We start from the raw sequence: 14,420 nt of genomic DNA, 5'->3' as shown, positions 1-14,420 counted from the left end.
CCGCGGCCGTACTCATCGCCGTGATCTTCGCGGTGATGGTCATTGCCGCCACGTATTTGTCCGCCAAGAAGCAGTAGTGCAAGAAGATGACCATGGGCATCGCGCGCCGCATGGCATTGCACAACGGCCATCGCTGTACCGAAGGAGGCGTCCGGATCACCACCGTGTCGGCCATCCAGGTGACAGTTCTAGTCGTGCTCCCCCGCCGCAGCGCCTAAACCCCGGAGTGCCACCACTACCGGGCGACGGCGGGACTGCTCGAGGAGATCGGCGATGCCGTGTTCGATACCTTCGGCGATCAGGTCGATGTCGGGGGTGGTGTCGTAGTCGCCGGTGATGCCGAAGACGAGCCGCTCGTGGTAGCTGAGGATCGCGATCGTGGTGCGTAGGCGCATGGCGATGGGGATGCAGGGCAGGATTTCCAGTACTTCGCGACCATGTACGGTCAATGGTCGGCGCGGTCCGGGGACATTGGTGGCGAGGGCGCCTACGCTGTGCTGCGGGAAGTGTCCGGCCAGCCGGAATGCCCAGGCGACCACCGCGAACGGCAGCAATTCGGCCATCGATAGCATCGACTTCTGGGCCTCGGCCTCGCCTTTGGCGCGATGCTGGGAAATCCGGTCGTGCACCGCCACGAGTCGCTGAACTGGATCCTCGATTTCGATGGGCAGATACGGCAGCATGGCCGAGACCCTGTTGTCCATAACATATTTCGCGTCCGAAGGGCGCACGGATATCGGCACCAGAATGCGGAGCCTGCCCGATGTGGGTTCCTCGCCGCGCTTGTGTAGTACGGCTCGGTAAGCCGAGGCGATGGCCGCGAGTGCGACATCGTTGACCGTCGCATCGAAGGCCGCGCCGATCTCCCGGATCTCCGGCAGTGAAGCGCGGGCGACCACATAGCGTCGTTGCCGTCCGATCGGCCCGTTCAACGAGGACGCGGCACTCGGCGCTACCGCGGCGTACACCACCGGCACCAGACCGCGCACCAGCGAGACCGCGAACCGCGGCGCCACCAGCGGCAGTCGGATTCCCTTCGCCACCAGCCTCGACAGGCCTCCGACCGAACGATCCTCCGCGCGGGCGGCGTGCACGCTGCCGTCGTCCCCCGGCCCATCGCAGAGGCCCTCGAACAAGGTGATCCCCGAGATGCCGTCGACCATGCTGTGGTGGGCCTTGACGATCATCGCCCAGCGATCGCCGGCCAAGTGCTCGACGACCACGCACTGCCACAGCGGATGATCTCGGTCGAGCCGTTCCTCCAGGTCCACAGCGATCAGTTCGCGCAGTGCCGACTCGTCGGCGGGCTCGGGCAGCGCGGTCCACCGAATGTGGTGCGCCAGATCGAAATTCGGGTCGTCTTCCCATACCGGCGCGGTCAGGTCGAGCGGCGCCCTGCGCACCCGCTGCCGGAGTCGGGTGTTGTGTTCGAGCCCCTTGGCCACTCTCGCGGTGAACTCCGCACGCGTCGGCGGCGGACCCGCCACGATGGCCACCGCGCCGATGCCCAGGCTGATATGGCGGTCGGTGTCCTCCAACTCCATGAATCCCGAATCCAACGGGCCCAGCTCGGTCATGATCAACCTCGAATGGATCGATGGTGGCAGCCGGTACCCGGGATGGGACAGTCTGGCACTGCCACTCGATAATCCTCACGCGCTCGTACCGCTAGGGGTGAGAGACAAAGGTCGACAGTCGAAGCGCCAAATTGCCCTATGTCCCACACCGACATCGGTGGACCTTGATAGATATGGCTTGCGGCGATCCAGACCGCTCCCCGTCGTCGATTCTGAGCGTCACGTTGAATCCGACCGTGGACATCTGTCTGGAGGTGGAACAGTTGTACGGCGAGGGCAAGAACAGGGCCCGGGTGTGCTCGGTCCGAGGCGGCGGCGGTGGTATCAACGTCGCCCGCTGCATCAGCAGGCTGGGTGGTTGCGCGACTGCACTGCACACTTCCGGCCGGGAGATCGGCGAACGGCTCGATCGGCTCCTCGACGAGGAAGGGCTGGACCACCGACGCATCGAGATCGACGGGGAAACGCGGGAAGCCTTGGTCATCGCCGAGACGCGCTCCGGGCACAGCTACCACATCGTGCCGCCCGGCCCGGTGCTCAGCGAAGCGGATGGCCAGCGATGCCTGGCGACCGTAATCCGGATGGCGCAGCGCTTTTCCTACCTTGTCATCACAGGAAGCATGCCGCCCGGAGTCCGCGAGGATTTCTGCGCCGAGGCCGTGCGGCAGGCCACTGCTGGTGGCGTCCGTGTCGTACTGGACGTGGCGGGAGCACAGCTGCGGAAGGTGATACAGGAACCGGTTTTCGTGAACCGCGTCGACCGCAAGGAGGCCGCGGCCCTGATCGGCCGCCCCATCGCGACCTTCGCCGACGCCAGGGCCGCCAACGAGTACGTCCTCGAGGCTGGCGCGGTCAGCAACGCCATCACCACGGTCGGCGCCCTGGGCGCCGTGCTGTCCACCCGCACCGCGCACCATGAGGTCGCAGCGCCGGTGCTCCTTCAGCCGCCGCGCAGCGACGCCTGTGCGGGCGACAGCCTGATCGCCGGAGTGACCTACCGTCTCGCGGTCGGCGACAACTGTGTGCGCGCCTGCGAGTACGGGGTCGCGGCAGCCGCGGCGACGGTCCTGCTGCCTGGTACCGAGGTATTCGAGGCGACTACCGTCGAGGAACTGCTAGCGGAGGTGCATACGCACTGGTCGATCCGGCAATAGCGGCCCCGCCGCCCCTCGAACAGGTGTGCTGTCGGAACCAAGCAGCCTGGCGCCTCATTACTGCGCCGCAGTGAGGAATTCCACGCAGGATCCGATGGTGGCCAGGTGTGCGTAGTCGTCCTCGTCGATCCGCACTCCCGTTGCCTTCGTGAGTTTTTCGACGAAAGTCAGGAAGTCGGTACAGTCCCTTCGACGTCACGACCGCATTGGCCTGCGCGATCGTCAGCCGCTGCCGCACCGGTTCGGGACCGAAGGCCGAGCACAGCGGCGACGCATCAGCATCGTCCCCTCCGCGGGACGTGGCACGTACCGAATGGGGACGTTGGTCCCCCCTGAACAGGCATCACGGCTCTCACCAGCGGACGGGCTCCTACGCAACGCTGTGGGTATGGAATCGAACGCATCTCGCATCGCGGTCATATACGCGACCGAAAAGGGATCGACCCGCGATATCGCGGAGTTCATCGCCGCCGAGCTGGGCGAACAAGGCGCCGAAGTGGAGCTCGCCGACGCCGAGCACGCACCGGAGCTGTCCCGTTTCGACACCGTCGTACTGGGTAGTGCGATCCACGATATGGAGCTCCTGCCCGCCGCCGTGACCTTCGTGCGAACACACCGGGAGGCATTGCGGAACAAGAACGTCTGGCTCTTCAGCGTCGGCCTCGGACCCGCGCTCGGTGGGCCCATCGGCAGCCGGATCGGCCGCATCGTGCCGAAGAAGATCGCCGCGCTGCGTGACTCGATATCGCCGCGGGACTACCAGGCGTTCTCCGGACACTACGAACACGTCGGCGTCTCGCTGAAGGCAAGGATTCTCTATCGCTTGATGGGCGGCGGCCGCTACGGCGATCTGCGCGACTGGGCCGCCATCCGTACGTGGTCCACGTCCATCGCGCAATCGCTGGGCCTGTCCACCGCACAGTCGAACACCGTTGTCTCGTAGTCGAAGCCGAGCTGATGTCGCACAGCGACGCTCCCGCCGAGATCGCCCTCGGGACCACTGGGCCCAAGCCCGCGACTTCGGTCGCAGCCGCCGCTGCCAGACCGGGCGATGTTGAGGGCAAAGACATTTCGAGACGCGGAAAGTGACGGGAGCCGAGATGGGCGACTACGTAGCAGGATTCGACGAGCTGCGGCTCGACGATGCGGATCGAGCCGGTGGCAAGGGGGCGAACCTGGGCGAGCTGGTGGCGGCGAAGCTGCCGGTGCCACCTGGTTTCGTGATCCTGCGGGCCTGCTATGAGCAGGTCATCTCGAATGGTCCCGACGGCACGGAACTCGATCGCCTGCAGTCCGAGGCGCTCGCGGCCAGCGCTGACACCCCGCGCGTGACCGAATTGTGTCGCCGCATGCGCGCACTCGTACACAAAGCCGCCCTCAACGGCGGTGCTCGCGATACTATCCTGACCGCGTATCACGCACTCGGCGAGCAGGTTCCGGTCGCCGTCCGCTCCTCCGCCGTCGGCGAAGACAGTGCCACCTCCTCATTCGCGGGCATGAACATTTCCCGCACCAACGTGCACGGCGACGAGCAACTGCTCGCGGCCGTCAACGACTGCTGGGCTTCCCTGTTCACACCGCGGGTGGTGACCTACCGCGCGCGGCGCGGCATGCGTCAGCGCCCGGTCATGGCCGTGGTAGTGCAGCGCATGGTGACCGCGCGGCGATCCGGCGTGGCGTTCACCGCCGACCCCGCGACCGGACGCCGGGACCGGATGGTCATAGACGCCGCACGCGGCCAAGGCGAGGTCGTCGTCTCCGGTGCGACAGAACCCGACACCTACCTGCTCGATGCGGCAGGCCCCACCCTGCTCGAAACCCGCAGCGGCCACCAGAGTTTCGCGATCGTGGCGGGCCCCGAAGGGGATCGCCGGGTGGAACTGACCGGCCCCGAGGCCGATGCCCCGGTCCTGGACGAACAGCAGGCACTGGCCGTCGCGCGCCTCGCACTGGCCGTGCAGGAGCATCACGGCGGCAAGCCCCAGGATGTCGAATGGGCCTTCGACGATGACAATCTGTGGCTGGTACAGGCGCGCCCGATCACCACGCTGCCCGACGGATCGGCCGAATATCCCGTCGCGACCCCGGTGCCGACGAAGGTGCTGGTTCGCGGCCTCGCCGCCGCACCCGGCAGCGCGAGCGGTGCGGTGCGCATTCTTTCCTCGCCCGCGCAGGGTCAATCACTGCGCGACGGCGAGGTACTGGTCGCGCCGATGACCAACCCGGATTGGCTGCCCACTCTCACCCGCGCGGCCGCGGTGGTCACCGACAGCGGTGGAATGACCTGTCACGCCGCGATCGTGGCCCGCGAACTCGGTGTTCCCTGTGTAGTCGGGGCGCGCACCGCGACCACCACGCTCGTCGATGGCACCACGGTCACCGTGGACGGTTCGGCGGGCGAAGTCCGTGCCGGACAACCGAAGTCGAGTCCGACGACCACCGCGCCCGTCGTGGTGACCGGCGGGACCGAAACCACCGCGACTCGGGTCTACGTCAACCTCGCACTCCCCGAAGCGGCCGAGCGTGCCGCCGCCGGTGATGTCGACGGTGTGGGACTGCTGCGCGCGGAAACCCTGCTCACCCAGGCGCTCGGCGGCCGTCACCCCCGTGAGCTCATCGCCCGCGGCGAGGAACACCTCTTCGTCGACCGCATGGCCGAATCGCTGCACCGCATTACCACGGCATTCCAGCCGCGCCCGGTCATCTACCGCGCCACCGACTTCCGCACCAACGAATTCCGCGCCCTCACCGGCGGCGCCAACTACGAACCGGTGGAACATAATCCGATGATCGGCTACCGCGGCGCCTACCGCTACATCCGCGAACCGGAAGTGTTCGCACTGGAACTGGCCGCACTGGCCCGCGTGCGGGAACGAACTCCCAACTTGCACTTGATGATTCCGTTCGTCCGCACGCGCTGGGAACTGGAGGCCTGCCTCGAACTCGTCGACGCGAGCCCGCTCGGCCGCCAGCGTGGCCTGCACCGGTGGGTCATGGCCGAGGTTCCCTCCGTTGTGCACTGGCTCCCCGAATACGTCGGCCTCGGCATCGACGGTGTCTCCATCGGCAGCAACGATCTCACCCAGCTCATGCTCGGTGTGGACCGCGACTCCGAACAATGCGCCGAACTCTTCGACGAATCCGACGCCGCCGTACTGGACGCCATCGCCCGCATCATCACCACCGCTCGCCATCTCGGGATCACGTCGTCGCTCTGCGGCCAGGCGCCCTCCAATCACCCGGACTTCGCCGAGCACCTTGTCCGCATGGGAATTACCTCGGTCTCCGTCACCCCTGACGCGGCCCCCGCAACCCGCCGGGCCGTCGCCGCCGCGGAACGTCGCCTGTTACTCGACCACGCCCTGGCGGCCCGTCCGGATTGACCCCTCCGGACTCCCGGCGCCGCGGTGTTTCACGGCGTGCATTCGCCGGATGATGCGGAGGCGGCCTACCAGAAGAGCGGCTGCCCGGAGGTGGCGGCATCAGCAAGGGCCGACAAGTCGCCTATCAACCTCTCACAGTTCTCACCGCGGCAGCGTGGAGCCGTTGCGAGCCGACGGTCTTGAACTGCCGTTGGCAGCCGAGGTCGGCGTCCATGAACGGGATGTTCCTGTGGCGGTGCTGATACGCCACCACGCCAATCGTTCGGCGAGTTCGGGCAGCCATCCGGCCGGTACGTCGTTCAGCTCTCGCTGCGCTCCGCTGACGGTGGCCGAGAGTACCTCGGCGGAAACGGCGGGAAAGTCTTGTCGGAGGTGCTCCACCGCATCGGTCGGTTCGACGTCGGCCGTGGTGTTCTCGGATCTCACCAATGTCATTTGCTGCTGCCTTGCTGAGTGGTCACATTGCTGCCCACCGTATTGCTGGGTAATCACACCTGGGCAGGGCCACTGGTCCCTCGATTCGAGGGCCGATCGGCACTAAAGGTGACCGCCGACACCCCTGGTCGTGATTCCCAGTCGAGCCAGTTCCGTCAGCACGGCTTCGACCACCCGCGATACCGCGGCCGCGACCGGTTCGGACATGCCGACGCCTAGATCGAGGCTGGCGGCCTCAACGGCGATGACCACGAGTTCGCCGGGCACTCGGCCGAGGGCTCGGCCCAATGGCAGGGCGTCGGGGACGCCGAGGGCATGTGAGCTGGCGGCACGGGTGACGCCGCGCAAGGCGTCGATGGTGGTGCGCCAGATGCGGCCCGGAGTGCTCGGTTCACACAGCACCGCATCGACCACGATCGCGAGTTCTACATCGGCCCACACATCCAGCAGTCCGGCTGGCTCGCCGTCGCACAGGGTCACCGATACGCCGGGCAACTCCAGTTCCTCGACGGCGGTGGCCACAGCGGGACCGACGCCGTCGTCACTGCGAAATTCATTGCCGACACCGATGACGACCGCGCGCACCCCGCTCATGCACGCACCTCGTCGGCACTGAGCTCCGGCGGGCGCACGGCGATGATCCGCTCGTTCACCGGTGCACCACGTCGATATCGAGGAAGTGGGCGGCGCAGGAGATGCAGGGGTCGTAGTTGCGGATAATGCGCTCGCACAGTGTGGTGAGCGCGGCGTCGTCGAGGGCGAGGTTGGCGGCCACGACGCGGCGCAGATCGTCCTCGATGGCGGCCTGGTTCTGGGAAGTCGGCGGAATGATGGTGGCGGCGCGGACGGTGCCGTCGGCGTCGACCTCGTATCGGTGGTAGAGCAATCCGCGTGGCGCTTCGCTGACACCGTGACCGACGCCCGCACGGGGTGCGGTAGGTACGGCAGGGCGGGACGGACGTTCGTAGCCTTCGATCAGCCGCAATGCCTCGTCGACGGCGTAGACGACCTCCACCGCGCGAACCAGGATGCTACGGAACGGGTTACGGCATTGCTCACCCAGCCCGATCTCGGCCGCGACCTGCCGGACGGTCGGCGAAAGCTGCCGGGAATTCAGGGTGTATCTCGCCAGCGGCCCGGTCAAATACTGGTTGCCGTCGAGCCGCGCGTGCAGTGCGGTGGAATGCGGTACTTGCTGCTCGGTGACGTGCGCCGGGAATTCGGCTGCGGGAAAGCGGAGGCCGTCGGTGGTGTGCACGTCGCCGCGTTCGATGGCGTATCGGTCCGGTTCGGTGGCAGCGAGGAGTACGTGGTCGAGTTCGACATCGGGGAAATCGAAACCAGCGGCGCGTCGGGCGGTGTGCACGGCGTAATCCTGTGCACGGCGCAGTTGTTCGGCTACCCGGGCGAAATCGGAGCGGTCGGGAACCGAATAGAAGCCGCCCACCCGGACATTGATCGGATGGATCGACCGTCCGCCGATGAGTTCGAGCAGCATATTCCCGGCCTTCTTCAAAGCCAGGCCCTGTTCGACGAGTTCGCGGTGGTCGGCGGCGAGGGTGATCGCGTCCGGATAGCCGAGGAAATCGGGAATGTGCAGCAGGTGAATGTGCAGGGCGTGGCTGGAGATCCACTCACCGCAGTACAGCAGCCGTCGCAGGGCGGCCAGCGGCTCGTCCAGGCTGATGCCGCAGACTTGCTCGATCGCGTTGCACGCGCTGGTCTGGTAGGCCACCGGGCAGATCCCGCAGATGCGGGCGGTGATATCGGGCGGCTCGGTATAGGCGCGCCCACGCAGGAATGCCTCGAAGAATCGGGGCGGTTCGTAGATATTCAGCTCCGCGCGCTCGACTACCCCGTCCGCGACGATGACTCGCAGTGCGCCTTCGCCTTCCACGCGGGCCAGCGAACTGACCTTCAATTGCCTACTGCGGTGACTCATCGCGGGTCCGGTCCGCGAAGGCCGGTGCCGCCGCCGCGTATGTGGTGAAAACCCGGTCGATGTCGGGCTGGTCCATGCCGTTGATACGCAGAATGGGAAGTAACGCACCGATATTGGGCTTCGCCATCGGTCCGAAGCAGCCGAAGCAGCCGCGGTGGTAGGCCGGGCACAGCGCACCGCATCCGGCCTGCGTGACCGGTCCCAGACACGGAATACCGTCGGCGACCGATATACAGGTGGTGCCGCGGCGTTTGCATTCGGTGCAAACGCTGGTATTCGGAATATCGGGGGCGCGACCCGCGAGGAACGCACCAAGAGTATCGAGTAGCTGGCGCCGGTCGATCGGGCAGCCGCGCAGCTCGAAATCGACCGGAACGTGCTCCGAGATCGCGGTCGAGGTGGCAAGTGTCGAAATGTATTCCGGGCTTGCGTAGACCACCGAGGTGAATTCGGTAATGTCGGCGAAATTGCGTAGCGCCTGGATCCCGCCGTGCGTCGCGCACGCACCGATTGCCACCAGAATCCGAGATTGCGCGCGGATTTCGGTGATCCGGCGCGCGTCGTCGGGCGTGGTGATCGAACCCTCCACCAGTGATACGTCGTAGGGGCCCGGCTCGACCGCACTGGATGCCTCGGTGAAGTGGGTGATGCGGATCCGGGCCGTCAGGGTCAGTAGTTCGTCCTCGCAGTCCAGCAGCGTCAGCTGACAGCCATCGCACGAGGTGAATTTCCATACCGCGAGGGTCGGGGTATCCATCACAACTCCCGGACGGCCAGTAGTGGTTCGGCCACTGCGTAGTCGATGACCGGGCCGTCTCGACAGAGCAGCAGTGTTCCGAGTTGACAGTGACCGCATCGCGCGACCCCGCATTGCATATTGCGTTCCAGCGCCACCCTGATGTCGGTCGCGGCGATTCCCTTGCGTAACAGGGTCTGTGCGCAGAATCGCATCATCGGTTCCGGCCCACAGAGGAACGCGGTCGTGCGGGCCGGTTCCAGCCGCAGTTGTGCCAGCGGCTCGGTGACGAAACCGATCCGCCCCGTCCAACCGGGTTCGGGATGGTCGACGCTCTGATGGACTTCGACTGAAGCATTCGTCTTCCAGTCGTTCTGCTCGCGCCCGAACAGTATGTTCGACGGAGTTCGCGCGCCGGTGACGAGAATGATGCGCCGGTAGTCCGCGCGGGAGGCGAGCGCGCCGAGGACCACCGGGCGCAACGGTGCGAGTCCGACCCCGCCACCGACGATGACCAGATCGTTCCCGGCCGCCGACGCCAGATCCCAACCGACGCCGAAGGGGCCGCGCACGCCGATCACACCGCCGATTCCGGTGTCGTGCAACGCCCCGCTGACCGCCCCGACCGCGCGGATCGTGTGTTCGAGCACATCGCTGTCCGCGGCCGGATCGCCGCTGACCGAGATCGCGACCTCACCGACACCGAAGCTGTACAGCATCATGAACTGACCGGCCTGAAAACGTTGTGTCGCAACACCGACCGGCTCCAGTCGCAGCGTCACGGTGTCCCGCGTCTGCTGGATGCGGTGGATGACCCGGTACGGCAGCATCGCCTCGCCGACCGGCATCCGGCGGCCCACCGTTTCGACCCGCCTGCCCGTCGCCCGGCTGCTGTCGCGCACCGAATCGCTGCGCAATGCTCGAGTCATCACGCACCTCGCCCGGCGCCTATTCGGCACGCATAGTCGTCGCAGGATTCGGCGGGGTTCTGGTAGAGATCGAGTAGCCGGGCCCGGGTGGCCTGCAGCCGATCGAGTAACGCTTCGAACAGCATCAAGGTCAGCGCATACCCGAATTTCGGGTCCGCTTCGGCCAATTCGGTCAGCGCCGCCGCATCGAATTCGATCGCGTCCACCGCTTCGGTCGCCACAGCGCCGAAATGCCAGCGGTAGGGCGGCACCAACCAGGACCAACCCAGCAGGTCACCGCTGCCGAGGGTCTGCACGACAATATCGCCGCGCCCTGGAACCGGCGAGTCCAGCACTACCCGGCCCCGGCGGATCAGCCAGCATTGTTGCGCGGGTTGGCGTTCGGCGATCAACCGGTGCCCGGGGGGATAGGACACCGCACGCCCGCACGTGGCCAGCGCGGCCAGTTCCGCCGGGCTCAGCGAAGCCAGCTGGGCGAACTCGGACAACTCGTCAACGGTGATCATCGTCGACTCCTGCGGCCAGTTCGGCGAGCCGGGCGACTTCGGCGGTCAGATCGATACCGGCCGGGCACCAGGCGATGCACCGCCCGCAGCCGACGCATCCCGAGCTGCCGAACTGGTCGTACCAGGTGCCCAGTTTATGGCTGAGCCACTGCCGGTACCGGCCCGCACCGGTCTGCCGAACACTGCCGCCGTGCAGATAGGAGAAGTCCAGTTCGAAGCAGGACGCCCACCGCTCCCAGCGTTCGGCGTGCTCGCCGGTGAGATCGGTGACGTCCTCGGTGCTGGTGCAGAAACAGGTTGGGCACACCATGGTGCAATTGCCGCAGGTCAGGCAGCGGCTCGCGACATCCTGCCAGTGCGGCGACTCCCGGGAATCGCGGATCAGGGTGCGGATATCGGTCTCCGGCATGGCGCGGCCCATGCGGCCTGCGGCCGCGGCCACCGCTTCGCGCGCATCGCGAACCTCCGAGGCGTCCGCCGGACGAGTAGTGACCTGCGCGAGAATTCGGGCGCCGACCTCACTGCCGACATCGACCAGGAACCGATGGCCGTCGTCGTCGAGGCGCTCGGTGAGGGCGAGATCGTATCCGGGCGCCACGCCCGGACCAGTGCCCATCGATGCGCAGAAGCACACGCCGCCCGGCTCTGTGCAGTTCACCGCGACGACGAACGGCGCCCGGTCATCGACGGCCGATTGCGCCCCCTCATCCCCTAGGTCCCCGGCATCCTGGCGAATGCCGGTATCCACAGCCCGCGCCGTGGTGTCGGCGGGCCGCACTGCCCGAGTGCCGGACGGTCCGACGAACGCGGGGTCGGGATGGGCGCCGCCGCCGAGCACGCGTCCGAGCACCGAGATGGCGGCGAGGTCACAGCCGCGGACACCGAGAAAAGCCATGCGGACCGGGACCTGCGCAGCCGGTCGCGGATTCAGGTCCGGCCCGGTCTCCCAAATCTTGCGCCGCGGCGGGTGCAGGAACTGCTTCCACGACCCGGGCCCGGCCGAATGTGCGAATACGGCAGCATCGGTGCGGCGATACACCCGATATCGGCCGGGTGCGGTTTCGACTCCCCAACCGCTGGGCAGCTGTGTCCCCGAATCCAGTTCGTCGAGCACGATCGCGCTGTCGCGCAGTTGGGGGCCGATGACTCGATACCCGTTATCGCGCAGCACATCCACCAGACGGTCGAGACCCGCGCGGTCGATCACCTCGGTGTCGACGGGCATCACCGGGCCTCCCTTCGATCGACGGACAGGTGCTCTTGTTTCGAGTCTCGTCGCGCGGGAGGCCGAGGCGCGAGAGGCGAAGGTCCCACCAGCGCAAGGCCAATGCCCTAACAGATGCGGGGCAACTGTTCACCAACCAGCATGTCCACGATGCGGCCCGCACCGATCAGCGTGCGCGCGGTGACCCGGCCGACCGGTCCGTCGGTGACCCGACCGATCACCCTGGCCTGCGCTCCGGCGGGCACCGACCGCATCGCCGCCAGCGCCTTGTCGGCGGCATCCGCGGCGACCAGCGCGACCAGACACCCCTCATTGGCCACATGCAGCGGATCCAGGCCGAGTAGTTCGCAGGTCGCGGCGACGTCGCTGGGCACCGGCACATCAGCCTCGACGATGTCTATGCCCACAGCGGAGGCGGACGCGAGTTCGTTGAGCGCACTGGCCACACCACCCCGGGTCGGATCGCGCAGCGCGTGGATATCGGGGCCGCATGCCGCGATCATCGCCGCCACCAATTCGTGAAGCGGCCTACTGTCGGAACGGATATCGGCCTCGAATCCGAGACCGCCGCGGGCGCACAGGATCGCGATGCCGTGTGCGCCGATCGGCCCGGACACGATCACCACATCCCCGGGCGCGCCGCGCGTCGCTGACGGATCGGCACCCGCCAGCTGCGCACCGATACCGGTGGTGGTGAGGTAGATCCCGTCCGCCGCACCGCGGTCGACCACCTTCGTATCGCCGGTGACCACCCGCACCCCACAGGCAGCCGCGGCCGCGGCGACCGAGGCGGTGATGGCCCGCAATTCGGCGATCGGCAGCCCTTCCTCGAGCACATAGGCCAGGGCGAGCGCGACCGGACGCGCCCCACGCATGGCCAGATCGTTGACGGTGCCGTGCACGGCGAGGGTCCCGATATCACCGCCGGGGAAGAACCGTGGCGTGACCACGAAGCTGTCGGTGCTGAAAACCGCACTGGTGCTGCCCAATTCGACGATGGCCGCATCCTGTTGTGCCGAACCGTCGCCGAGCTCGGCGACGATCACCTCATCGAGCAGTTCAGCCATCAGCTGCCCACCGGAACCGTGCCCGAGCAGCACTCGTTCGGTTTCCGTACGCGGCATCGGGCAACTGGCCCGCACCGGATCGACGGCGGTCATCGCACGACCTCCACGGTCAGCGGACGCGGTTGCCGACCGGCGTTGTAGAAGGCCGCGCAGGTGCCTTCGGCCGAAACCATCGGCGCCCCCAGCGGATTCCGTGGCGTGCATCGGATGCCGTAGGCGGGGCAATCGGTGGGGAGCGCGGTGCCACGCAGAATCGCGCCCGCGATGCAGTCCGAATTCTCCGTGGATTGCGTGTCATCGACCGAGAATCGCTGTTGCGCATCATGATCGGCGAACTCGGGGGCGAGGGTCAGCCCGCTCTCGGGGATGGCGCCGATCCCCCGCCAGTTGCGTTCGGTGATCCGGAATACCCGCCGGATCGCCTCTTGCGCAGCGGGATTGCCGGAACGACGCACCGCGCGGACGTACTGATTGTCGAGTTCCGCGCGACCGTCCTCCAGTTGCCGCACTACCATCAGGATGCCCTCGAGCAAATCCAGCGGTTCGAATCCGGTCACCACGATCGGCACCCGGTACCGCGCGACGATCGGCTCGTATTCGGTCCAGCCCATCACCGCGCAGACGTGCCCGGCGGCCAGAAAACCCTGCACCTGGTTTTCAGGCGCATCCAGGATCGCGGTGATCGCAGGTGGCACCAGCACATGGCTGACCAGCACGCTGAAGTTGCCGATCCCGGCGGTCGCGGCATGTAGCACCGCCATCGCGTTGGCGGGCGCGGTGGTTTCGAAACCGACCGCGAAGAACACCACCTCGCGGTCGGGATTCTCCCGCGCGATGGTCACGGCATCCAATGGTGAATAGACCACGCGGACGTCGCCGCCGCGGGCCTTGACACCGAGCAGATCGCCCGTGCTGCCCGGAACCCGCAGCATGTCACCGTAACTGGTGAAGATCACCTCCGGCCGGGCTGCGATCGATACCGCCTGATCGATCATCTCCAGCGGTGTGACACAGACCGGACAACCGGGGCCGTGGATCATCCGAATCCCGGCGGGCAGTAGTTCGTCGATCCCTTGGCGGACCAGGGTATGCGTCTGTCCGCCACAGACTTCCATGATCGCCCATGGACGGGTGGCACTCGCCCGGAGCTCGTTCAGCAGCCGCTGGGCCAGTACCGGGTCACGATATTCGTCGAGGTATTTCATAATGCCTCCGCTTCCGGGCCGAGTTCTGTGGCCAGGGCGTCCGGAATGGCCCGGATCACCGCGAGCGTCTTGGCGGCTTCGATTTCGTCCACCCGGCTGATGGCGAAACCGACATGCACGATCACGTAGTCGCCGATATCCGCATCCGGCGCGTAGGCCAGGCACACCGGCCGCCGGATGCCCTCGAAATCGACCGTTCCCATCCGCAAGGCTGATTCGTCGCTCACCGCGACGATCTGGCCGGGCACACCCAGGCACATG

General features: G+C 66.9%; 14 protein-coding genes. 3 read left to right on the top strand and 11 right to left on the bottom strand.

Annotation, left to right across the window (positions count from 1 at the left end; translation table 11 throughout):
- Window positions 1–188 precede the first annotated feature (188 nt).
- A complete protein-coding gene (locus NA5_RS30495; protein ID WP_062992256.1) occupies window positions 189–1,577 on the bottom strand; it encodes a wax ester/triacylglycerol synthase family O-acyltransferase in 1,389 nt (462 codons plus the stop codon).
- Window positions 1,578–1,750: 173 nt separating this feature from the next.
- Here NA5_RS30495 and NA5_RS30490 point away from each other — a divergent pair, with 173 nt between their 5' ends.
- From NA5_RS30490 to ppsA, 3 genes are all read left to right on the top strand, one after another.
- On the top strand, window positions 1,751–2,731 hold the full coding sequence (locus NA5_RS30490) for a 1-phosphofructokinase family hexose kinase (protein WP_062992254.1): 981 nt from the start codon (window positions 1,751–1,753) through the stop codon (window positions 2,729–2,731).
- Window positions 2,732–3,119: 388 nt separating this feature from the next.
- Window positions 3,120–3,674, top strand: coding sequence for a flavodoxin domain-containing protein (locus NA5_RS30485; protein WP_062992252.1), 555 nt, complete (start codon window positions 3,120–3,122; stop codon window positions 3,672–3,674).
- Window positions 3,675–3,831: 157 nt separating this feature from the next.
- Window positions 3,832–6,114: a phosphoenolpyruvate synthase gene (gene ppsA, locus NA5_RS30480; protein ID WP_062992250.1), complete on the top strand. Its 2,283-nt coding sequence runs from the start codon at window positions 3,832–3,834 to the stop codon at window positions 6,112–6,114.
- A gap of 141 nt (window positions 6,115–6,255) precedes the next feature.
- Here the strand turns inward: ppsA and NA5_RS30475 are convergent, their stop codons facing one another.
- The 10 genes from NA5_RS30475 to NA5_RS30430 all read right to left on the bottom strand — a co-directional run bounded on the left by NA5_RS30475 (window position 6,256) and on the right by NA5_RS30430 (window position 14,419).
- Window positions 6,256–6,549 (bottom strand): hypothetical protein, encoded by a 294-nt coding sequence (locus NA5_RS30475; protein WP_062992248.1) that lies wholly within the window; start codon window positions 6,547–6,549, stop codon window positions 6,256–6,258.
- A gap of 102 nt (window positions 6,550–6,651) precedes the next feature.
- A complete protein-coding gene (locus NA5_RS30470; protein WP_062992246.1) occupies window positions 6,652–7,143 on the bottom strand; it encodes a hydrogenase maturation protease in 492 nt (163 codons plus the stop codon).
- 55 nt (window positions 7,144–7,198) lie between these two features.
- Window positions 7,199–8,491, bottom strand: coding sequence for a Ni/Fe hydrogenase subunit alpha (locus NA5_RS30465; protein WP_062992244.1), 1,293 nt, complete (start codon window positions 8,489–8,491; stop codon window positions 7,199–7,201).
- A complete protein-coding gene (locus NA5_RS30460) occupies window positions 8,475–9,248 on the bottom strand; it encodes an NADH-quinone oxidoreductase subunit B family protein (protein ID WP_062992242.1) in 774 nt (257 codons plus the stop codon). Before NA5_RS30460 ends, NA5_RS30465 begins: the two co-directional genes overlap by 17 nt.
- Complete coding sequence (locus tag NA5_RS30455) at window positions 9,248–10,075, bottom strand: FAD/NAD(P)-binding protein (protein WP_062992309.1); 828 nt, start codon at window positions 10,073–10,075, stop codon at window positions 9,248–9,250. The genes NA5_RS30460 and NA5_RS30455 overlap by 1 nt, the downstream gene beginning before the upstream one ends.
- 80 nt (window positions 10,076–10,155) lie before the next feature.
- A complete protein-coding gene (locus NA5_RS30450) occupies window positions 10,156–10,662 on the bottom strand; it encodes a Crp/Fnr family transcriptional regulator (RefSeq protein ID WP_062992240.1) in 507 nt (168 codons plus the stop codon).
- Window positions 10,649–11,887 carry a 4Fe-4S dicluster domain-containing protein gene (locus NA5_RS30445; RefSeq protein WP_062992238.1) on the bottom strand — a complete coding sequence of 413 codons (1,239 nt, stop codon included), beginning with the start codon at window positions 11,885–11,887 and terminating at the stop codon, window positions 10,649–10,651. The genes NA5_RS30450 and NA5_RS30445 overlap by 14 nt, the downstream gene beginning before the upstream one ends.
- A 107-nt stretch (window positions 11,888–11,994) precedes the next feature.
- Window positions 11,995–13,047, bottom strand: coding sequence for a hydrogenase expression/formation protein HypE (gene hypE / locus NA5_RS30440; protein WP_062992236.1), 1,053 nt, complete (start codon window positions 13,045–13,047; stop codon window positions 11,995–11,997).
- Window positions 13,044–14,159, bottom strand: coding sequence for a hydrogenase formation protein HypD (gene hypD / locus NA5_RS30435; RefSeq protein WP_062992234.1), 1,116 nt, complete (start codon window positions 14,157–14,159; stop codon window positions 13,044–13,046). The genes hypE and hypD overlap by 4 nt, the downstream gene beginning before the upstream one ends.
- Window positions 14,156–14,419 (bottom strand): HypC/HybG/HupF family hydrogenase formation chaperone, encoded by a 264-nt coding sequence (locus NA5_RS30430; protein WP_062992232.1) that lies wholly within the window; start codon window positions 14,417–14,419, stop codon window positions 14,156–14,158. The genes hypD and NA5_RS30430 overlap by 4 nt, the downstream gene beginning before the upstream one ends.
- Window position 14,420 lies beyond the last annotated feature (1 nt).

Origin of the sequence: Nocardia anaemiae NBRC 100462, from assembly GCF_001612725.1 — a bacterium.
Taxonomy (GTDB): domain Bacteria; phylum Actinomycetota; class Actinomycetes; order Mycobacteriales; family Mycobacteriaceae; genus Nocardia; species Nocardia anaemiae.
Note: the sequence above shows the minus strand (reverse complement) of the source record. Positions and strands in the feature narration are given on the sequence as shown.

Bases quoted from the DNA above. Each gene is read 5' to 3' on its own strand.
- NA5_RS30495 (WP_062992256.1), bottom strand. From the start codon at position 1,577: ATGACCGAGCTGGGCCCGTTGGATTCGGGATTCATGGAGTTGGAGGAC.
- NA5_RS30490 (WP_062992254.1), top strand. From the start codon at position 1,751: ATGGCTTGCGGCGATCCAGACCGCTCCCCGTCGTCGATTCTGAGCGTC.
- NA5_RS30485 (WP_062992252.1), top strand. From the start codon at position 3,120: ATGGAATCGAACGCATCTCGCATCGCGGTCATATACGCGACCGAAAAG.
- ppsA (WP_062992250.1), top strand. From the start codon at position 3,832: ATGGGCGACTACGTAGCAGGATTCGACGAGCTGCGGCTCGACGATGCG.
- NA5_RS30475 (WP_062992248.1), bottom strand. From the start codon at position 6,549: ATGACATTGGTGAGATCCGAGAACACCACGGCCGACGTCGAACCGACC.
- NA5_RS30470 (WP_062992246.1), bottom strand. From the start codon at position 7,143: ATGAGCGGGGTGCGCGCGGTCGTCATCGGTGTCGGCAATGAATTTCGC.
- NA5_RS30465 (WP_062992244.1), bottom strand. From the start codon at position 8,491: ATGAGTCACCGCAGTAGGCAATTGAAGGTCAGTTCGCTGGCCCGCGTG.
- NA5_RS30460 (WP_062992242.1), bottom strand. From the start codon at position 9,248: ATGGATACCCCGACCCTCGCGGTATGGAAATTCACCTCGTGCGATGGC.
- NA5_RS30455 (WP_062992309.1), bottom strand. From the start codon at position 10,075: ATGCCGGTCGGCGAGGCGATGCTGCCGTACCGGGTCATCCACCGCATC.
- NA5_RS30450 (WP_062992240.1), bottom strand. From the start codon at position 10,662: ATGATCACCGTTGACGAGTTGTCCGAGTTCGCCCAGCTGGCTTCGCTG.
- NA5_RS30445 (WP_062992238.1), bottom strand. From the start codon at position 11,887: ATGCCCGTCGACACCGAGGTGATCGACCGCGCGGGTCTCGACCGTCTG.
- hypE (WP_062992236.1), bottom strand. From the start codon at position 13,047: ATGACCGCCGTCGATCCGGTGCGGGCCAGTTGCCCGATGCCGCGTACG.
- hypD (WP_062992234.1), bottom strand. From the start codon at position 14,159: ATGAAATACCTCGACGAATATCGTGACCCGGTACTGGCCCAGCGGCTG.
- NA5_RS30430 (WP_062992232.1), bottom strand. From the start codon at position 14,419: ATGTGCCTGGGTGTGCCCGGCCAGATCGTCGCGGTGAGCGACGAATCA.